The 19,063-nt window shown below is 71.4% G+C and carries 19 protein-coding genes; 12 read left to right on the forward strand and 7 right to left on the reverse strand.

Annotated features, from left to right (window positions below):
• Positions 1-10 precede the first annotated feature (10 nt).
• On the reverse strand, positions 11-1,009 hold the full coding sequence (locus tag AC3A3L_RS11825) for a 4-hydroxy-3-methylbut-2-enyl diphosphate reductase (RefSeq protein WP_487640224.1): 999 nt from the start codon (positions 1,007-1,009) through the stop codon (positions 11-13).
• Positions 1,010-1,056: 47 nt separating this feature from the next.
• Between AC3A3L_RS11825 and xseA the strand changes: the two genes are divergently transcribed.
• Both xseA and AC3A3L_RS11835 read left to right on the forward strand, forming a co-directional pair.
• Positions 1,057-2,310, forward strand: coding sequence for an exodeoxyribonuclease VII large subunit (gene xseA / locus AC3A3L_RS11830; RefSeq protein ID WP_487640225.1), 1,254 nt, complete (start codon positions 1,057-1,059; stop codon positions 2,308-2,310).
• On the forward strand, positions 2,303-2,515 hold the full coding sequence (locus tag AC3A3L_RS11835) for an exodeoxyribonuclease VII small subunit (protein WP_487640226.1): 213 nt from the start codon (positions 2,303-2,305) through the stop codon (positions 2,513-2,515). Before xseA ends, AC3A3L_RS11835 begins: the two co-directional genes overlap by 8 nt.
• 269 nt (positions 2,516-2,784) lie before the next feature.
• Here AC3A3L_RS11835 and AC3A3L_RS11840 read toward each other — a convergent pair whose 3' ends face one another.
• The gene (locus AC3A3L_RS11840; RefSeq protein ID WP_487640227.1) at positions 2,785-3,327 is read right to left on the reverse strand and encodes a DUF4245 domain-containing protein; all 543 of its coding nucleotides are present in this window, start codon (positions 3,325-3,327) and stop codon (positions 2,785-2,787) included.
• A 183-nt stretch (positions 3,328-3,510) separates the two neighbouring features.
• Between AC3A3L_RS11840 and AC3A3L_RS11845 the strand changes: the two genes are divergently transcribed.
• From AC3A3L_RS11845 to glpX, 5 genes are read left to right on the forward strand one after another with little or no spacing between them, the layout of a single operon-like run.
• On the forward strand, positions 3,511-3,918 hold the full coding sequence (locus AC3A3L_RS11845; RefSeq protein WP_487640228.1) for a TOBE domain-containing protein: 408 nt from the start codon (positions 3,511-3,513) through the stop codon (positions 3,916-3,918).
• Positions 3,915-4,673 carry a molybdate ABC transporter substrate-binding protein gene (gene modA / locus AC3A3L_RS11850; RefSeq protein ID WP_487640229.1) on the forward strand — a complete coding sequence of 253 codons (759 nt, stop codon included), beginning with the start codon at positions 3,915-3,917 and terminating at the stop codon, positions 4,671-4,673. Before AC3A3L_RS11845 ends, modA begins: the two co-directional genes overlap by 4 nt.
• Complete coding sequence (locus tag AC3A3L_RS11855) at positions 4,670-5,461, forward strand: ABC transporter permease (protein WP_487640230.1); 792 nt, start codon at positions 4,670-4,672, stop codon at positions 5,459-5,461. Before modA ends, AC3A3L_RS11855 begins: the two co-directional genes overlap by 4 nt.
• On the forward strand, positions 5,458-6,438 hold the full coding sequence (locus AC3A3L_RS11860) for a sulfate/molybdate ABC transporter ATP-binding protein (protein ID WP_487640231.1): 981 nt from the start codon (positions 5,458-5,460) through the stop codon (positions 6,436-6,438). The genes AC3A3L_RS11855 and AC3A3L_RS11860 overlap by 4 nt, the downstream gene beginning before the upstream one ends.
• A 1-nt stretch (position 6,439) precedes the next feature.
• Positions 6,440-7,465, forward strand: a complete 1,026-nt coding sequence (glpX, locus tag AC3A3L_RS11865; RefSeq protein ID WP_487640232.1) for a class II fructose-bisphosphatase — start codon at positions 6,440-6,442, stop codon at positions 7,463-7,465.
• Here the strand turns inward: glpX and AC3A3L_RS11870 are convergent.
• On the reverse strand, positions 7,430-8,263 hold the full coding sequence (locus tag AC3A3L_RS11870; protein ID WP_487640233.1) for an alpha/beta hydrolase: 834 nt from the start codon (positions 8,261-8,263) through the stop codon (positions 7,430-7,432). The two genes, glpX and AC3A3L_RS11870, sit on opposite strands and share 36 nt — an antisense overlap.
• Before the next feature lie 91 nt (positions 8,264-8,354).
• On the opposite strand from AC3A3L_RS11870, the gene AC3A3L_RS11875 reads away from it, so the two are divergent.
• A complete protein-coding gene (locus AC3A3L_RS11875) occupies positions 8,355-9,281 on the forward strand; it encodes an alpha/beta fold hydrolase (protein ID WP_487640234.1) in 927 nt (308 codons plus the stop codon).
• 118 nt (positions 9,282-9,399) lie between these two features.
• Here AC3A3L_RS11875 and galK read toward each other — a convergent pair whose 3' ends face one another.
• Positions 9,400-10,512 carry a galactokinase gene (galK, locus tag AC3A3L_RS11880; RefSeq protein WP_487640235.1) on the reverse strand — a complete coding sequence of 371 codons (1,113 nt, stop codon included), beginning with the start codon at positions 10,510-10,512 and terminating at the stop codon, positions 9,400-9,402.
• A 102-nt stretch (positions 10,513-10,614) separates the two neighbouring features.
• Here galK and AC3A3L_RS11885 point away from each other — a divergent pair, with 102 nt between their 5' ends.
• Genes AC3A3L_RS11885 through AC3A3L_RS11900 form a run of 4 tightly spaced genes read left to right on the forward strand, consistent with a single transcriptional unit; the run spans position 10,615 to position 14,963 of the window.
• Positions 10,615-11,916 (forward strand): extracellular solute-binding protein, encoded by a 1,302-nt coding sequence (locus AC3A3L_RS11885; protein ID WP_487640236.1) that lies wholly within the window; start codon positions 10,615-10,617, stop codon positions 11,914-11,916.
• Positions 11,913-12,860, forward strand: coding sequence for a carbohydrate ABC transporter permease (locus AC3A3L_RS11890; RefSeq protein WP_487640237.1), 948 nt, complete (start codon positions 11,913-11,915; stop codon positions 12,858-12,860). Before AC3A3L_RS11885 ends, AC3A3L_RS11890 begins: the two co-directional genes overlap by 4 nt.
• Positions 12,860-13,690 carry a carbohydrate ABC transporter permease gene (locus AC3A3L_RS11895; RefSeq protein WP_487640238.1) on the forward strand — a complete coding sequence of 277 codons (831 nt, stop codon included), beginning with the start codon at positions 12,860-12,862 and terminating at the stop codon, positions 13,688-13,690. Before AC3A3L_RS11890 ends, AC3A3L_RS11895 begins: the two co-directional genes overlap by 1 nt.
• A gap of 7 nt (positions 13,691-13,697) precedes the next feature.
• Positions 13,698-14,963, forward strand: coding sequence for an ABC transporter ATP-binding protein (locus AC3A3L_RS11900; RefSeq protein ID WP_487640239.1), 1,266 nt, complete (start codon positions 13,698-13,700; stop codon positions 14,961-14,963).
• Positions 14,964-15,080: 117 nt separating this feature from the next.
• Here the strand turns inward: AC3A3L_RS11900 and AC3A3L_RS11905 are convergent, their stop codons facing one another.
• From AC3A3L_RS11905 to AC3A3L_RS11915, 3 genes are all read right to left on the reverse strand, one after another.
• The gene (locus AC3A3L_RS11905) at positions 15,081-16,949 is read right to left on the reverse strand and encodes an alpha-amylase family protein (RefSeq protein WP_487640240.1); all 1,869 of its coding nucleotides are present in this window, start codon (positions 16,947-16,949) and stop codon (positions 15,081-15,083) included.
• 86 nt (positions 16,950-17,035) lie between these two features.
• A complete protein-coding gene (locus AC3A3L_RS11910; RefSeq protein ID WP_487640241.1) occupies positions 17,036-18,118 on the reverse strand; it encodes an ABC transporter ATP-binding protein in 1,083 nt (360 codons plus the stop codon).
• A 144-nt stretch (positions 18,119-18,262) separates the two neighbouring features.
• Positions 18,263-18,910, reverse strand: a complete 648-nt coding sequence (locus tag AC3A3L_RS11915) for a DUF1707 SHOCT-like domain-containing protein (protein WP_487640242.1) — start codon at positions 18,908-18,910, stop codon at positions 18,263-18,265.
• Positions 18,911-19,063: the final 153 nt, after the last annotated feature.

A 19,063-nucleotide genomic window follows, 5' to 3' on the forward strand; every position in this document is an offset into this window, starting at 1 on the left:
GCGGTCGCCGTCAGGCCTTCTGCGCGGCGCGGAGGTCGCGCCGCAGCTCAGGCGGCAGGGCGAAGATGAGCGACTCCTCGGCCGAGTGCACGGCGCGCGCGTCGGGGTAGCCACGCTCGGAGAGGAACGCGAGCACGCCCTCGACGAGGTCCTCGGGCACGGACGCGCCGGAGGTGACGGAGACGGTCTCGACGCCGTCGAGCCATGCCTCGTCGATCTCGGTGTGGTCGTCGACGAGGTACGACGCCTTGGCACCGGCCTCGAGGGCCACCTCGACGAGGCGCACGGAGTTGGAGGAGTTGCGCGAGCCGACCACGATGACCAGGTCGGCGGCCGAGGAGATCTCCTTGATGGCGAGCTGGCGGTTCTGGGTGGCGTAGCAGATGTCGTCGCTCGGCGGGTCGAGCAGCAGCGGGAACTTCTCCCGGATGGCCGCGACCGTCTCGAGGGTCTCGTCGACGCTGAGGGTGGTCTGCGAGAGCCACGCCACCTTCGCGGGGTCGCGGACCTCGATGCGCGCGACGTCGGCCGGGCTCTCGACGAGCTGGATGTGGTCGGGCGCCTCGCCCGCCGTGCCCTCGACCTCCTCGTGGCCGGCGTGGCCGATGAGGAGGATGTCGTAGTCGTCGGAGGCGAAGCGCTTCGCCTCGTGGTGCACCTTGGTCACCAGCGGGCAGGTGGCGTCGATGGTCTTGAGGCCGCGCTCGGCCGCCTGCGCGTGGACCGCCGGGGAGACGCCGTGGGCGGAGAAGACCACCGTCCGACCCTCGGGGACCTCGTCGAGCTCCTCGACGAAGATCGCGCCGCGCGCCTCGAGGTTGGCCACCACGTGCTTGTTGTGCACGATCTGCTTGCGAACGTAGACGGGGGCGCCGTAGAGGTCGAGCGCCTTCTCGACCGTGATCACGGCACGGTCCACGCCGGCGCAGTAGCCGCGGGGCGCCGCGAGCAGGACGTTCTTGGCGGTCTCGGGGTCGAGGACCGGAGGAAGGCCGAGGTCGGTGCTCATGGGGCTGAGTCTACGGACCTGTCCCCGCCCTCCCCTATCCTCGCCGCGTGCCCTCACTCCGCGACGCCACGGCCGAGTCGCCGGCCCCGGTGCGGGCCGTCGCCAACGCCGTCGCGCAGTGGATCGACAAGCTCGGCGGCGTCTGGGTGGAGGGACAGATCGCGCAGGTCAACCGGCGCCCCGGCATGCAGACGGTCTTCATGACGCTGCGCGACACCGTCGCCGACATCTCGGTCACGCTGACGTGCGCCCGCTCGCTCGTCGACTCGATGAACCCACCCCTCGTCGAGGGGGCCAGCGTGGTCGTGCACGCGCGGCCGAGCTTCTACGCCAACCGCGGGTCGTTCTCCCTGGCCGCCCGCGAGATCCGGATGGTCGGCCTCGGCGAGCTGCTCGCCCGGCTCGAGCGGCGCCGCCAGCTGCTCGCCGCGGAAGGCCTCTTCGCCCCCGAGCTCAAGCGCGACCTGCCGTTCCTGCCCGGTCGCGTCGGCCTGGTGACCGCGCCCAACAGCGCCGCCGAGCGCGACGTCCTCGACAACGCGCGCCGCCGCTGGCCGGCCGCGCAGTTCGAGGTGGCCTACGCCGCCATGCAGGGCACCCGCTCGGCCGCCGAGGTGATGGAGGCGCTCGACCGGCTCGAGCGCAACGCCGACGTCGACGTCGTCGTCGTCGCCCGCGGCGGTGGCTCCATCGAGGACCTGCTCCCCTTCTCCGACGAGGCGCTGATCCGCGCCGTCCACGGCATGCGTACGCCCGTGGTGTCCGCGATCGGCCACGAGCCCGACCAGCCGCTGCTCGACCTCGTCGCCGACGTCCGCGCCTCCACCCCGACCGATGCGGCCAAGCTCGTCGTCCCCGACATGGCCGAGGAGCTCCAGGGCGCGACGTGGGCGCGTGACCGGCTGCGCCAGGTCATCACGCAGCGCATCGCTCGCGAGGAGGAGTGGCTGGCGCAGGTGCGGTCCCGCCCGGCCATGGCCGACCCCCGCAACCTGCTCGCCGCCCGCTCCGACGAGCTCGACGACCTGCTCGCGCGCGCCCGTCGTACTCTCTCCCACCGCCTCGACCGCGCCGCCGACGACATCGGCCACCAGCGTGCCCGGGCGCAGGCGCTCTCGCCGCTCGCCACGCTCCAGAGGGGCTATGCCGTGCTCCAGGACGCCGACGGCCACGTCGTCACGTCCGTCGCGCAGGCCGCTGCTGGCGGCGCCGTCTCCGTCCGGGTCGCCGACGGACGCATCCACGCCACGACAGACCGCATCGAACGAGCCACCCTGGTCGAGGAGGACCCCGATGAGTGACGCCACCCCTGAGCAGCCCAGCTACGAGGAGGCCCGGGAGGAGCTCATCGAGGTGGTGCGCACCCTCGAGGCCGGCGGGACCACCCTCGAGGAGTCGCTCGCGCTCTGGGAGCGCGGCGAGGCCCTCGCCAAGGTCTGCCAGCAGTGGCTCGACGGCGCCCGCAAGCGCCTCGACGACGCGATCGGCCCGGACGCCGACGCCTGACCGTCGCCCCGCCCCAGGGGCGGTGTGCCAGCCACATTCCGGCGGCCACGAATGTGGCTCACGCACCGGCCGCGCCCGCGCCCAGTCGCCGCACGTCCGTTGCCCCAGCGGTGAGTGAGACATCTTCTGTCGCCCGAAAAGGTGTCTCACTCACCGCCCGGGCGCATGACCCCGGGGCAGCGGTGAGTGAGACATCTTCTGTCGCCCGAAAAGATGTCTCACTCACCGCTGACGCCGTACGACCTGAGGGGCGGCGGAGACGGTGGCGACTACTGCGTCAGCAGCCCGATGTACGTCTCGATGTCCTCGGCAGGTGCGGAGCCGTAGACGAGGAGCGCCTCGTCGCCGATCTCGGTGGAGTAGCCCACGTCGCCGCCGTCGTCGGACCAGGTCTGCCAGGTGTCGGTGATGTCGGACGGCACCGTGGCGTCGGCGCCGGCCTCGGCCTCCTCGTCGACGTAGAGCTCGACGAGGTCCGCGACCGACGTGTCCTGCTGCCGGATCCCGACGAAGCGTCCCTCCTCGGTCAGCACGCCCAGGCTCCAGCGCGGGTCGTCGCCCGCGGCGAGCTCGGTGCTGGTGGCCGTCCACCCGGCCGGCAGCTCGCGCGGGTGGACGACCGGGAAGTCGGCCTGCTCCGCGAGCTCGACCCGCGCCTGCCAGTCGACGGCCTGCGGCTCGTTGTCCACGTCGGTGCGCCACAGCCCGCGCCACGCGACGAACGCCAGCACCGCGAGCACCGTGACGATCAGGGCGCCGGTCATCCCGTTGAAGGAGCGCGTGTAACGGCTCGGCTGTCCCTGCGCACTCACGTGCCCCATCCTCCCAGCCCGCCCTGAGCGCTGTAACGCCGGGTTGGTGCCTCTACCCCCGGTGCTGTATCCCAGTGGGTACAGGCACCAACCCGGCGTTGCAGCGGAGCCGGGGACGCGAGCCGAAACCTCAGGTGCGGGCGAATAAAGCACAGCGCACCGCAGGTGCGGCATACTCCACCCGTGATCACCTACCGAATCGCGGAGGCGGCCGAGATCCTGGCGGTCAGCGACGACACCGTACGCCGCTGGGTGGACGCCGGCCGGCTGCCCTCGCGCCGCGACGAGGGCCGCACGACGGTGGCGGGCCACGACCTGGCCGAGCTCGCCGAGCACCTCGCCGAGTCGGGCGAGCTCGCCGAGCGCGACCGCACCCGCGCCGGCACGGTCAGCGCCCGCAACCGGATGAGCGGGATCGTGACGCGGGTCAAGCGCGACCCCGTCATGGCGCAGGTGGAGATGATCTGCGGCCCCTACCGGGTGGTGTCGCTGATGAGCACCGACGCCGCCGACGAGCTCGGCCTCGAGCCGGGCGTGCGTGCCATCGCGAGCGTCAAGTCCACCAACGTCGTCGTGGAGGTACCGAAGTGAAGAGGCTCGCCGCGCTCGTCCTGCTGCTCCCCCTCGCCGCCTGCGGGGGTGGTGACGACGGGGACGCCGCCGGGAGTGGCGGCGGAGGAGGCGGCGACGAGCTCACCGTGCTCGCCGCCGCCTCGCTGACCGACGTCTTCGACGAGCTCGCGACGCCGTTCGAGGAGGAGCACGACGCGACCGTCAGGTTCTCCTTCGGCTCGAGCACCGACCTCGCCGAGCAGGTCGCCGACGGCGCGCCCGGCGACGTGCTGGCCACGGCCGACGAGGCGTCGATGCAGCTGGCCGAGGACGCCGGCGTCACCGGCGACGTCGAGACCTTCGCCACCAACGTCCTCACCATCGTCGTACCGAAGGGCAACCCGGCCGGCATCGAGTCGCTCGACGACCTCGACGGTGCCACGTGGGTGCGCTGTGCCGACGAGGTGCCGTGCGGCAAGGTCGCCGGATCGCTGCTCGACGCCGCCGGCGTCACGGCCGAGCCGGCCAGCCTGGAGGAGGACGTCCGCGCCACGCTCGACAAGGTGGTCTCCGGGGAGGCGGACGCCGGGCTGGTCTACAGCACCGACGCGGTCGCCGCGGCGGACGACGTCGACGCGGTGGAGATCCCCGCAGCCGAGGAGGCGCTCACCTCCTACTACGCAGCGACCCTCGACCAGTCCGAGGACGCCGACCTCGCCGCCGACTGGGTCGCATGGGTGACCTCCGACGAGGGGCAGGCGATCCTCGGGGACGCCGGCTTCGGCAGCCCGTGACCGACCGCCTCGGGCGGCCACCGGCCCTGCTGATGGTGCCGGCGGTCCTCGCCACCCTCCTCCTGCTCGTCCCGCTGGTGGCGATGGTCGCCGCCGCCGACTGGCAGGCGCTGCCCGGCCACCTGACCTCCCCGGCCGCGCGTGACGCGCTCCGGCTGTCGCTCGTCACCTCGACCGTGGCGATCGCCTTCTGCCTGCTGCTGGGACTGCCGCTGGCCTGGCTGCTGGCCCGGGTCGACTTCCGCGGCCGCGGCGCCGTACGTGCCCTGGTGACCGTGCCGCTGGTGCTGCCGCCGGTCGTCGCCGGCGTCGCGCTGCGCAGCGCCTTCGGGCGCACCGGCGTCGTCGGCGAGCCGCTGCTCGAGTGGACGGGCTTCGCCTTCCCCTTCACGACGTACGGCGTCGTGCTGGCGCACGTCTTCGTGTCGATGCCCTTCGTGGTGATCGCCATCGAGGGCGCCCTGCGCTCGGCCGACCCGAGGTACGACGAAGCCGCGGCGACGCTCGGCGCCACTCGCTGGACGACGTTCCGACGGGTCACCGTCCCGCTCGCGCTGCCCGGGGTGGTCGCCGGGACCGTCCTCGGGTGGGCCCGGTCGCTCGGCGAGTTCGGCGCGACCATCACCTTCAACGGCAACTACCCGGGCACCACCCAGACGATGCCGACACTGATCTACGTGACCCGTCAGTCCGACCAGGCCGCCGCCATCTCGCTCAGCCTGCTGATGCTGCTGGTCTCCGTCGGCATCCTCGTGGCCCTGCGCGACCACTGGCTGGGCACGCCGTGAGCACGGCCCCGGGAGCCCGGCTCGTGGCCGACCTGCGGGTCGCCGGGCGCGTCGACGCCGCGTTCGCCGCCGAGCCGGGCGAGGTGCTGGCCGTCATCGGCCCCAACGGCGCCGGCAAGAGCTCGCTGCTCCACGCGGTCGCCGGTCTCGTCGACGTCGAGGGCAGCGCGCGTCTCGGCGACACCGACCTGCTCACGCTGCCCGTCCGGGAGCGCCGGGTGGGCCTGGTGTTCCAGGGGCAGCTGCTCTTCCCTCACCTCACCGCCGTCGACAACGTGGCCTTCGGCCTGCGCGCCCGCGGCGAGGGCCGGGCGAGGGCCGAGTCCGTCGCGCGCGACTGGCTCGAGCGGTTCGGCATCGCCGACCTCGCGGCGCGCAAGCCGCGCGAGCTCTCCGGCGGGCAGGCGCAGCGCGTCGCCATCGCGCGGGCCCTGGCCACCGAGCCCGACGTGCTGCTGCTCGACGAGCCGTTCACGGGACTCGACGTGTCGGTCCAGATGGCGCTGCGGATCGAGCTCGGGCGCCACCTGCGCGAGTTCCCCGGCATCGCGCTGCTGGTCACCCACGACGCGATCGACGCGCTGACACTGGCCGACAGGGTCCTGGTCCTCGACGACGGGAGGGTGGCGCAGGTCGGCCCACCCGCGGAGGTCGCCGCCGAGCCCCGCACCCCCCACGTCGCGCGCCTCGTGGGGCTCAACCTCGTGCCCGACGGCGAGGACCTCATCGCCTTCACCCCCGACGCCGTCGTCGTGTCGCTGCACGAGCCCGAGGGGTCGACGCGCCTGCGCTGGCACGGGCCGATCGCGACGCTCGCGCCGCACGGCGACGCCGTACGCCTGCTGGCGCACGCCTCCCCCGACCTCCTCGCCGACCTGACGCCCGCCGCGGCCGCCGAGCTGGAGCTGGCCCCGGGCCGCGAGGTGTGGCTGTCGGCCAAGGCGACCGCGGTGAGCAGGTACCCCGCCCGTCGATAGCATGCGCGACATGAGCCCCACCTCGTCCCAGCTCGCGCCGCAGCCCGAACGCAACCTCGCCCTCGAGCTGGTGCGGGTCACCGAGGCCGCCGCGATGGCGGCCGGGCGGTGGGTCGGTCGCGGCGACAAGAACGACGCCGACGGCGTCGCGGTGGAGGCGATGCGCCACATGATCTCCACCGTCGAGATGCGCGGCACCGTGGTGATCGGCGAGGGCGAGAAGGACAACGCCCCCATGCTGTTCAACGGCGAGGAGGTCGGCGACGGCTCCGGCCCCGAGTGCGACGTCGCGGTCGACCCGATCGACGGCACGACGCTGACCGCCAAGGGCATGAGCAACGCCGTGTCGGTGCTCGCCGTCTCGCCGCGCGGCTCGATGTACGACCCGAGCGCGGTCTTCTACATGGACAAGCTCGCGACCGGTCCCGAGGCCGCCGACCACGTCGACATCCGGCTGCCCGTCAAGGAGAACATCGCCCGCGTCGCCAAGGCGAAGAACATCTCGGTCCACGACGTGACCGTCGTGCTCCTCGACCGGCCGCGGCACGCCCAGCTGGTCGACGACATCCGCGCGACGGGTGCCCGCATCAAGTACATCACCGACGGCGACGTCGCCGGCGCGATCATGGCGGCCCGCCCCGACACGGGCGTCGACCTCATGCTCGGCATCGGCGGCACCCCCGAGGGCATCATCGCGGCCTGCGCGATGAAGTGCATCGGCGGCAAGATCCAGGGCCAGCTCTGGCCGCAGGACGACGACGAGCGCCAGCGCGCCCTCGACGCCGGCCACAACCTCGACCGCGACTTCGTGCTCGGCACGGACGACCTGGTCACCGGCGACGACGCGTTCTTCGTGGCCACTGGGATCACCGACGGCGAGCTCATGCGCGGGGTGCGCTACCGCGGCAACGGCGTGACCACCCACTCGCTGGTGATGCGCTCGCGCAGCGGCACGGTCCGGTCGATCACCGCCGAGCACCAGCTCTCGAAGCTACGCGATCTCTCCGTGATCGACTTCGACAACTGAGGGCTGACCGGCTGGCCGCAGCGCTGCCGAGACCGCGGTGATGACGAGCGGGTCGAACGCCATCCCCACGTGCGACGACCGCACCTCCACCGGTCGGGCGGCCGGGTCGACGCACGCGCGCCAGTCGACGATGCCGTCGCGCCGGGAGAAGATCGCGGTGAAGTCGACGTCCTCGGGCAGCGGTGCGCGCGCCTGGTCGAAGCTCTCCCGCGCGCAGCTCCCCGCGACGCAGTCCTCCGCCATCAGCCCACGCAACCCGGCGCGGTTGAGCCGTACGAGCAGGTCGACGCTGCGCGCCAGCGAGACGTGGTGGGCCCCCGGCGCGAGCACCGGGCTGCCCATCGTGACGATGCCCGCGACGAGGTCGGGCCGCCGGGCGGCGACGCCTCTGGCCAGCATCCCGCCGAGGCTGTGGCCCACGACGCGGACGCGGGACCCGCGGCGCTGGGAGATCTCCTCCAGCCGCTCCTCGAGCTGTGCGGCGGCCGACAGCGTGCAGCCGACGTTGGCGCGGATGTCCGCGCGGTAGGTGCGGAAGCCCTGGTGGCGCAGGGTCCGGCTCATCGGCCCGAGCGACGAGTCGCCGGCCAGGAACCCCGGCACCAGCAGCACCGGCTCACCCGTCCGGAGCGGACGCGAGCCCAGCGGCGTACGCCGTCGTGCACCGCGCGAGCCCAGGGCCGAGACCGCGTAGCGACCGGCCTCGGTGAGGACCGAGCCCTCGCGCAGCACCGCCACCACGGAGGGCTGCGAAAAGCCCTCCGGGGTGAGGAAAGCGGCCGTTGTGCGCTGCGTCACAATCATCGAACCTAGCCCAGAACCCCCTTGGCACCGGGGATGTGGGCCACTTTGCGTTTATTTGGGGACGGCTGTCGTGTTCACTGGCGGCATGCCCGAGCCCCATCGAGACAGCTCCCAGCCGCCCGTCGCGTCCGACGAGCTCCGCGCGCCGGTCGGCAACGACGTCGAGCTCTGCTACCAGACCTTCGGCGACCCCGACGACGAGCCGCTGCTCCTCGTGATGGGGCTGAGCGGGCCGATGACGTGGTGGGACCAGGCCTTCTGCGAGCAGCTCGCGGGCGCCGGCTTCCACGTGGTGCGCTACGACAACCGCGACACCGGCAGGTCGACCCGCGTCTCGGCGCCGGTCCGGCGCGACCAGCTCGTGCGCGCCTTCGCGACCGGCCGCGCGCGCACGCCGTACTCGATGTCCGACCTCGCCGGTGACGCCGTCGCCCTGCTCGACCACCTCGGCCTGGAGTCCGCACACCTCGTCGGCGTGTCGATGGGCGGGATGATCGCGCAGACGGTCGCCGTCGAGCACCCGACGCGGGTGCGGTCGCTGACCAGCATCAGCTCCACCACCGGGCGGCGCACCGTCGGCTGGCAGCACCCCTCCCTGCTGCCGCGCCTGATCGGCCCGCGCAAGGCCGGGCGCGACGCCTACGTCGAGAGCAGCATCGCCATGTGGTCGCTGATCGGCTCGGCCGCCTACCCGTCCGAGCCCGACGCCCTGCGCACCCGTGCCGGGGAGACCTTCGACCGCGGCGTCAGCGCCAGCGGGGTGCTGCGGCAGATGCTCGCGATCCTCACCCAGGGCGACCGCACCCCGCGGCTGCGCAGCCTCCGCGTCCCGGCACTCGTCATCCACGGCAACGCCGACAAGATGGTGCACGTCAGCGGCGGGCGCTCCACCGCCGCCGCCATCCCCGGCGCCGAGCTGATCACCATCGACGGGATGGGCCACGACCTGCCGCCCGAGCTCTTCGGCACCTTCGTCGAGGCGATCCGGCGGACCGCCGACCGGGCTGCGTAGCGGCTGGTTGCTCTCGTCGGATTCCCCGCTCGAGCGGGGAAACTGTCACCTGGAGGGGGTTGCAAAGGCCTCCGAGTGACAGGTTCCCCCTACAAGCAGGGCTGAGTCTCTCGGAGACTCACTGTCCAGCGACCGGGTGCGCGCCCTGCGACGGCTCGGCCGGGAAGAGGTCGGGCTCCCCGAAGCCGGCGTCCGCGAACGCACGGCGTACGGCGTCGCCCGCCGCGTCCGCCGACTCCTCGGGCACCAGCCCGATGACGCAGCCGCCGAAGCCGCCGCCGGTCATCCTGGCCCCGAATGCACCCGCCTCGAGCAGCGCGTCGACGGCCGTGTCGACCTCGGGCACGGTGATCCGGAAGTCGTCGCGCATGGAGCGGTGCGACGCGGTGAGGAGCGACCCGATGTCGGGGAGCCGGCCGGCGTCGAGCAGGCGCACCACCGACAGCACGCGGTCGTCCTCGGTGACGACGTGGCGCACGTAGCGCCGCAGCTCGTCGTCGTCGAGGCGGCCGAGCGCGTCGTCGAGGTCGTCGGCGGTCACGTCGCGCAGCGCGGGGACACCGAGGCGGCGGGCCGCCTCCTCGCAGCCGCGGCGCCGGGCGCCGTACTCCCCGTCGGAGTGGCGGTGCGGGGCGCGGGTGTCGGCCACCAGCACCGCCAGGCCGCTGCCTGCCAGGTCGAGCGGGACCGACCGGGTCGCGTGGCTGCGCATGTCGCAGAAGAGGGCGTGGCCCGCTTCGCCGCGCAGGCTGACCAGCTGGTCCATACCACCGGTCGGCGCGCCCACGGCGTCGTTCTCCACGTCGCGGGTCAGGGCGAAGAGGGCGTCGTCGTCGAGCCCGAGGCCGAGGTGGTCGTCGACGGCCCGGGCCACCGAGCACACCAGCGCGGCCGACGACGAGAGCCCGGCTCCCGAGGGGACGTCGGAGTCGACCACGACCTCGAGCGGAGGCACCTCGACGCCGCGGTCGGTGAGCAGCCACAGCGCCCCCAGCACGTAGCGCGACCACTCGGGAACGGCCTGCAGGTCGGCCTCTGTCAGCCCCGACCGGCGTACGACGACCGGGTCGGACTGCTGTGCGGAGCGGACCGTCCAGCCGTCGGCTCCCCCGTCCGCCGACACCGTCGCGGCGCACCCGACCGTGAGTGCGAACGGGAGGACGAAGCCGTCGTTGTAGTCGGTGTGCTCACCGACCAGGTTGATGCGACCGGGCGCGAACCATCTCGTCACAGGGGCCTCTCTCGTCACGATCTTCCTCTGGGTGAGGCGCTGTTGCCAAACAGTAGCCGCAGCCGATAGACCAGTGATCCACGTCATACATAGGAGGGGCGCATGGCACCACGTTCATCGACCCGATCCCGCGGTCGTCCGCGGTCTCGACGCATCGCCGCATCGGCGGTCACGCTGGCGCTGGCCAGCAGCCTCCTCGCCGCCTGCAGCGGGGACAGCGGCAAGCCCGAGCTGGTCTGGTACATCAACCCCGACGCCGGTGGGCAGGACGCGGTCGCCGAGAAGTGCTCGACCGACGAGTACACCATCACCACCCAGGTGCTCCCCCAGGACTCGAGCCAGCAGCGGATCCAGCTGTCGCGACGCCTCGCGGCCAAGGACCCGGCGATCGACCTGATGTCGCTGGACCCGCCGTTCACGGCGGAGTTCGCCGACGCCGGCTTCCTCGCCGAGCTCCCGCAGGACGCGAGGACGCAGCTCGAGGAGCAGGGGACCTTCAAGGGCGCGATGGACGCGGCCACGTGGGAGGACAAGCTGGTCGTCTTCCCGTTCTGGTCCAACACCCAGGTGCTCTGGTACCGCAAGTCCTTCGTGGAGAAGGCGGGCATCGACATGTCCCAGCCGGTCACGTGGGACCAGATCATCCAGACGGCGGCGGACAACGGCGGACAGATCGGCGTGCAGGCCAACAAGTACGAGGGCTACAGCGTCTGGATCAACGCGCTGATCGAGGGCGCCGGCGGACAGCTGGTGGAGAACGCCGACAAGGGCGTGGACCTCGACCTGACGATCGACAGCCAGCAGGGCGAGGACGCCGCGAAGATCATCGAGGAGCTCGCCAGCTCCGAGGCCGCTCCCGCCGACCTCAGCGTGTCCAACGAGGGCACCGCCGGCTCGACCTTCGGAGGGGACAAGGGCTCCTTCATGGTCAACTGGACCTACATCTTCCACAACTACGACGAGACCGACCCCGACGTCGCGAAGGACATCGGCTACACCCGCTACCCCCAGACCGTCGAGGGTGAGGAGTCCCGTCCGCCCTACGGCGGCATCGGCATCGGCGTCAGCGAGTTCTCCGACAACAAGGACCTCGCGCTGGAGGCCGCCGCCTGCCTGGTGGAGCCCGAGCAGCAGGGCATCAACGCCGACCTGACCGGCAACATGCCGGCGAGCACGGCCGGCTACGACTACCCGGCCCTGAAGGAGGCGTACCCCGACGACCTCCGGCAGCTCTTCCAGGAGAGCGTGGACGCCTCGGCGCCCCGGTCCGTCACGCCGTACTGGAGCGACATCTCGAGCTCGCTCCAGAACACCTGGCACCCGCCGGCCAGCGTCAACCAGGACACGCCCCCGGAGTCCCAGGACTTCACCCAGCAGATCCTGGAAGGAGGGAGATTGCTGTGAGCACCACCCTGCAACGCCCACCGGCCGACGTGTCAGCCAAGCCTGCGGCGAGCGACCGGTCGAAGGCCGAGAACAAGCTCGGCCTCAAGCTGGTGGCGCCCGCCGTCATCATGATGCTGCTGGTCACCGCCTGGCCGATGATCCAGGCGCTCTACCTCTCGCTCTTCCGGTACCGGCTGACCGCACCGGACGACCGCGAGTTCATCGGCATCGACAACTACGTCACCGTCCTCACCGACAGCCTCTTCTGGCGTGACACGTGGAACACCATCCTGATCATGGTCGTGACGGTCGCCGTCGAGCTGGTGATCGGCTTCGCGTTCGCGATGGTGATGCACCGCATCATCTTCGCCCGCGGCCTGATGCGGACCTCCATCCTCATCCCCTACGGCATCATCACGGTCGTCTCCGCGTTCGCCTGGCAGTTCGCGTTCTCGCTGAACAACGGCTTCGTCAACGCGTGGTTCAACTGGCTGCCGTGGATCGCCGAGGACACCAACTGGTTCGGTGACCACTGGCACGCGATGTTCGCGATCATGGTCTCCGAGATCTGGAAGACCACGCCGTTCATGGCGCTGCTGCTGCTCGCCGGCCTGTCCCAGGTCAGCGAGGACATGCTCGAGGCGGCCCAGGTCGACGGAGCCACCTGGTGGCAGCGGCTGTGGAAGGTGATCCTGCCCAACATGCGGGCCGCGATCATGGTCGCGGTCCTCTTCCGTGCCCTCGACGCCTACCGCATCTTCGACAACATCTACATCATGACGCGAGGAGCCCAGGACACGGAGTCGATCTCCTTCCTCACCTACCGGCAGGTGATCGAGCAGATGCAGCTCGGCCTGGGATCGGCGCTCTCGGTGGTGCTCTTCCTGTCGGTGCTGCTGCTCGCGTGGCTGATCGTGAAGCTGTTCCGGGTCGACCTGGCGTCTGCGAGAGGTGAGGGCTGATGAAGGGCAAGAACGCGATCGGCACCTGGCTCGGCTTCGTGCTGATCCTGCTGTGGTGCCTGTTCCCGGTGGCGTGGATCATCTCGCTGTCGTTCAAGTCCGAGGGCGAGACCGCGGTCGGCAGTCCGCAGTTCCTGCCCGAGGACCCGACGTTCGACAACTACACCGCGATCATCGACAACCCGGACTTCACCCGGGCGCTCCTCAACTCCTTCGGGATCGCACTGATCGCCACCTTGCTGTCGGTGATCTTCGCGACGCTGGCGGCCTACGCCATCGCCCGGCTGGAGTTCAAGGGCAAGCGGCTGGTCCTCTCGCTGGCGCTGGCGATCGCGATGTTCCCAGTCGTCGCGCTGGTGGGCCCGCTGTTCGACCTGTGGACCAGGTTCGGGCTGTTCAACACCTGGCCCGGCCTGATCATCCCCTACATGTCGTTCACGCTCCCGCTGGCGATCTGGACCCTGTCGGCCTTCTTCCGGGAGATCCCGTGGGAGATGGAGCAGGCGGCCCAGGTCGACGGCGCGACGTCGTGGCAGGCCTTCCGCAAGGTGATCGTCCCGCTCGCCGCTCCCGGTGTCTTCACCGCGGCGATCCTGACCTTCTTCTTCGCGTGGAACGAGTTCGTGCTCGCGATCTCGCTGACCTCGACCACCGCCTCGAGGACCGTGCCGGCGCAGATGTCGTTCTTCGTCGGACCCGACCCGTTCAACCCACCGTACGCACAGCTGGCGACCGCCTCGGTGATCGTCACGCTGCCGGTGATCGTCATCGTCCTGTTGTTCCAGCGCAGAATCGTCGCCGGCCTGACCTCCGGCGCAGTGAAGGGGTGAGGCCGCCATGGCTGCCATCGAGATGAAGAACATCGTCAAGCAGTACGGCGACGGCTTCCCCGCCGTCAACGACGTCAGCATCGACGTCGCGGACGGGGAGTTCCTGATCCTGGTCGGGCCCTCCGGCTGCGGGAAGTCGACGCTGCTGCGGATGATCGTGGGGCTGGAGGACATCACCAGCGGCGACATGGTGATCGGTGGGAAGAAGGTCAACGACCTCGCCCCGCGCGACCGCAACCTCGCCATGGTCTTCCAGAACTATGCGCTCTACCCCCACCTCACGGTCTACGAGAACATCGCGTTCCCGTTGCGCCTCGCCGGCGCCCCGGACTCCGAGGTGGACCAGAAGGTGCGGGACGCCTCCAAGACGCTCGAGCTCGACGAGCACCTGGAGCGCAAGCCCGGCAACCTCTCGGGTGGCCAGCGACAGCGCGTCGCCATGGGCCGCGCGATCGTCCGCAACGCGGAGGCGTTCCTCTTCGACGAGCCGCTGTCCAACCTCGACGCCAAGCTGCGCGGGCAGATGCGCACGGAGATCTCGCGGCTCCAGAAGCGGCTGGGCATCACCACGGTCTACGTCACGCACGACCAGACCGAGGCGATGACGCTCGGCGACCGCGTCGCGGTGCTCAAGCGCGGCGTCCTCCAGCAGCTCGCCACCCCGCGGGAGCTCTACGAGAACCCGTGCAACCTGTTCGTCGCCGGGTTCATCGGCTCCCCGCCGATGAACTTCCTGCCGGCGACCGTCAAGGGTGACACCGTCGAGCTGCCGTTCGGCAGCGTGAAGCTCCCGAGCGACAAGGCGGAAAAGGCGCAGGGCAAGGACCTGCTCATCGCCGGCATCCGTCCGGACCACTTCGAGGACGCGAGCGTCGTGGACTCGGACAAGGTGACCGACGACGCCACCTTCCACGCCAAGGTCGACGTGGTCGAGTGGCTCGGCAACGAGGCCTACGCCTACGTGCCGTTCGAGGCCCCGCCGGAGGTGGAGAAGCAGCTGCAGCAGCTCGAGCGCGACCTCGACGGCGAGTCGCTCCGCACACAGCTGGTGATCTCGCTCGACGGCGCCAGCCGGATCAGCGAGGGCGACGACGCCACGATCTGGGTCGACGCCCGCAAGATCCACCTCTTCGACCCCTCGACGGGCGAGAACCTCACGATGGACACGAGCCGCGCGGGCACCGTGCCGGGAGGCAACGCGATGGCGAAGGCCGAGGAGGTCGGACGGGAGCAGGACGAGGTCCAGCCCGGATCGGACCAGGCCACCACCTGAGCGAAGCCTGACCGAAGCCTGACCGCCAGCTGACGTCCGACCCCGCTGGTCGGCGCGGAGATGAGGCCCCGGGAGCACTGCTCCCGGGGCTTCGCCGCGTCCGGGGCTCCGCTCGGCTCAGGCGGGCGGGGCCGGCGAGGCGTGCAGCCACGCCGCCGCGTAGGGCTCGAGCCGGACCGCACCGTCGTGGAGGTCCGGCGCCTCGCCGGTGAGGGCGTCCACCAGGTCGTCGGAGTGCAGGCCCAGCCAGTGCAGCACGTCGGCGGCCACCCACGCCTCGCGGTCGGTGACGTTGGCGGCGGCCAGGAGCGGGCCGTCGGGGTGCCGGCGGACCACGAGCAGCACCCCGGGGTCGCGCGGGTCCCACACCTCGGTGGGGGACGCGGCGTGCAGGTGCGGCAGCGAGCGTCGTACGTCGACCAGGTGCCGCAGGCCGGACGCGATGCCGTACGGGTCGGGGTCGGCCTCGACGTCGGCCCACGGCATCCGCGGACGGTGCACCCATCGGTTGTCGGCGGCGTGGTCGGGGTCGTCGGCCCACCCGCGGTCGTTGAGCAGCCCGAGCTCGTCGCCCATCCAGATCACCGGCAGGCCGCCGAAGGACAGGATGATCGCGTGCGCGAGCAGGATGCGCGCGACCGCGTGCGGGTCACCCGCCTCGAGCCCCGCGAGCGACGCGAGCGAGCCGGAGATCCGGCGGTCGCCGGTCTGCTCGTTGTGCTGGAAGACCAGCCCCCGCGCCCACGAGCCGGGGAAGGAGCCGGAGTAGAAGTCGGACAGGAAGCGCCGGTGCGCGGCCGGGTCGAGGCCCACGGCGCGGGCGTCCTCGTCGGAGATCGCCCAGCCGATGTCGTCGTGGCAGCGCACGTAGGTGATCCAGGCGGTGGTCGACGGTGGCTGTGGCAGCTGCTGCAGGGCGTACGACGCCAGGCGGGCCTCGCGCGAGGCGAGCATCGACCAGACCTGCACCATCAGCCCGTTGTGGTAGGCGAGGTCGCTGACCCGCCCGGCGTGCTCGCCGACGCCGAGGTACGCCGGCAGGTCCGCCGGCCCGACGATCGCCTCCGCCTTGAAGAGGACGGCCGGGGCCGCGATCCGGGCGACCGTGCGGAGTGCCCGCGTGAGCTCGTGCACCTCGGGCTGGTTCTGGCAGTCGGTGCCGAGGCGCTTCCAGATGAAGGCGATCGCGTCGAGGCGGAACACCTCCACGCCCACGTTGGCCAGCGTCAGGATGATGTCCGCGAACTCGCGGAGCACGGCGGGGTTCGACCAGTCGAGGTCCCACTGGTAGTCGTTGAACGTCGTCCAGACCCAGCCGGTCAGCTCCTCGTCCCACGTGAAGCTGCCCGGCGCGAAGTCGGGGAACACCTCCGGCAGCGTCGCCTCGTAGGCGTCGGGGACCTCGCGGTCGGGGTGGACGTGGAAGTACGCCCGCCTGGCCGGGTCGCCCGCCCGGGCCGCGACGGCCCACTCGTGCTCGCGCGCGACGTGGTTGAGCACGAGGTCGAGGCAGAGGCTGATGCCCTCGCCGCGCAGGGTGGTCGCCAGGTCGCGCAGGTCGTCGACGGTGCCGAGGTCGGGGCGCACGGACCGGTAGTCCATGACCGCGTAGCCACCGTCGTTCGGAGCCGGCCGCGGCGTCAGCAGGGGCATCAGGTGGAGGTAGCCGACTCCGAGGTCCCGCAGGTGGGCGGCGCGCTCCCCCACGCCGCGCAGCGTCCCGGCGAACCGGTCCGCGTAGGCGGCGTAGCCGACCATCGACGACCGCTGGAACCAGTCGGGCTCGGACAGCCGCCGCTCGTCGAGGGCCCGCAGCTCGGCCGGCCGCGCCGCGTGCGCCGCCCGGGCGACCTCGACCAGTGCCCTGGTCACCCCGGGTGCGGCGTCGACGCCGTAGACGCGCGCCACGGTGTCGCGCAGGTCGGGCTCAAGCTCGGCGAGCCGCTGCTCGAAGCCGGCGTCGGTCTCCGTCTCGGTGCGGCTCACCAGCACAGTATGGCGATGTCGGAGCGGACACGGTCGAGCCCCCGGGAGCGGGCTCCCGGGGGCTCGGCGGTCTCGTGCTCCAGCCGTCAGTCCGAGAGTCGCTCGCCCGACTCGGTGTCGAAGACGTGCACGTTCTGGGGGTCGGTGGTGACGTGGAGCGTCTCCCCCTTCTGCGGGTGCTGCCGGCCGGCGACGCGGACGATCACGTTGGACGGCGTGCCCTCCACGTCGCAGGTGCCGTAGACGAAGCTGTCGGCGCCGAGCTCCTCGACGACCGTGACCTTGACCGGCAGGCCACCCTCCTCGGCGGTGACGATGCGCCAGTTCTCCGGCCGGACGCCGACGGTGACCCGGCCCGACATCTTGCGCTCGGCCGTCGGGTCGACCGGCACGGTGTAGCTGCCGATCTTGACGTCGCCGTCGACCGCCGTGCCCTCCATCAGGTTCATCTGCGGCGAGCCGATGAAGCCGGCGACGAAGAGGTTCGCGGGCTTGTCGTAGAGCTTGAGCGGGGTGTCGACCTGCTGGAGCACGCCCAGCTTCATCACCGCGACCCGGTCGCCCATCGTCATCGCTTCGACCTGGTCGTGGGTGACGTAGACGGTCGTCACGCCGAGGTCCTGCTGCAGGCGCGCGATGTCGGTGCGGGTCTGCACCCGCATCTTGGCGTCGAGGTTCGACAGCGGCTCGTCCATGCAGAAGACCTGCGGTGCGCGGACGATCGCGCGGCCCATCGCCACCCGCTGGCGCTGGCCGCCCGAGAGCGCCTTGGGCTTGCGCTCGAGGAACTCGGTCAGGCCGAGGATCTCGGCGGCCTTCGCCACCCGCTCCTTGCGCTCCGACGCGGGCACCTTGGCCATCTTGAGGGAGAACGCCATGTTCTCCTCGACCGTCATGTGGGGGTAGAGCGCGTAGTTCTGGAAGACCATCGCGATGTCGCGGTCCTTGGGCGGCACGTTGGTGACCTCGCGGTCACCGATGTAGATGCGCCCGTCGTTGACCTCCTCGAGCCCCGCGAGCATCCGCAGGGTCGTGGACTTCCCGCAGCCGGAGGGGCCGACGAGCACCATGAACTCGCCGTCCTTGATCTCCAGGTCGATGCCGGGCACGGCCGGCTCGTCGGCGCCCGGATACCACCGCTGCGCCTTCTCGAACGTCACTGATGCCATGTTCTGCTCCTTCACCGGCAGGTACGTGCCGGACGATCCGTAGTGAAGTGACCCGGGTCACAGTAGGGCCCGGGGATGGCAGCAGCAACGACGGCTCGACCCGTGGTCGCGCGTGTCGGTGGGCCGGACCAGGTCAGGCGTCGGTCAGTAGGTGCCGAGGTACTTCTTCGGCGTGCCGGGCGCCGGCTGGCGCTGCACCGTGACCGATCCCATCAGGGCCATCCCGCGGATGCGGACGACGGGAGAACCCGGCCCGACCTGGGCGGGCACCTTGTCCTTGGCCTGGGTGAACTCGCCCATGATCGGGGTGCCGTCCATGACGACGTGCATGTCGGCCGGCACGATCACCTTGACCTCGCCCATGATCGCGCTGGCGTTGAGCAGCGTCTCGTGGGCGGTGAGCTGTGCCTGGCGCAGGTCGATGACGACGCCCCCCATCATGGCGAAGGCGCTGTGGTGCTCGGGCACCGACCAGACGCCCTGGCGCTTGCACTCGCTCATGATCGCGACGGACGAGTTGTGCCCGACCGCGGGCACCGACGACGGCGTACGACGGACCGGCGCGCCGGCCGGTGGCGTGGCGGGGCCGGCGGCCTGCAGGTCGAGCGTGATCGGCACGAGGTCGCCGTAGGTCTTGGCGTGCCAGGTGAGCTCGAGCCGCTCCTCGAGCTCGTCGAGGTCGAGGCGGCCCTCCCCTGCAGCGTCGCGCAGCACGTCGGCGACGCGCTGTCGGTCGGCGTCGGAGATGCGCATCTGCGACGGGTCGTGCGGGCGGTTCTCGATCTCCCCCATGGCTCCAGCCTAGCGAGGATCGCGAGGCCCCACCCGTGACGGGCGTCAGGGAGCCTGAGGCTTGGACGCACCCTGTTCACATCGCGGGAAATGCGTGGACACGATGCCGCGGGCGTCGGATTCTGGGAGGAGGTCTCGGGCTCTGCACCAGCG

The sequence above is a fragment of the Nocardioides sp. Soil_C_8 genome (assembly GCF_057656315.1).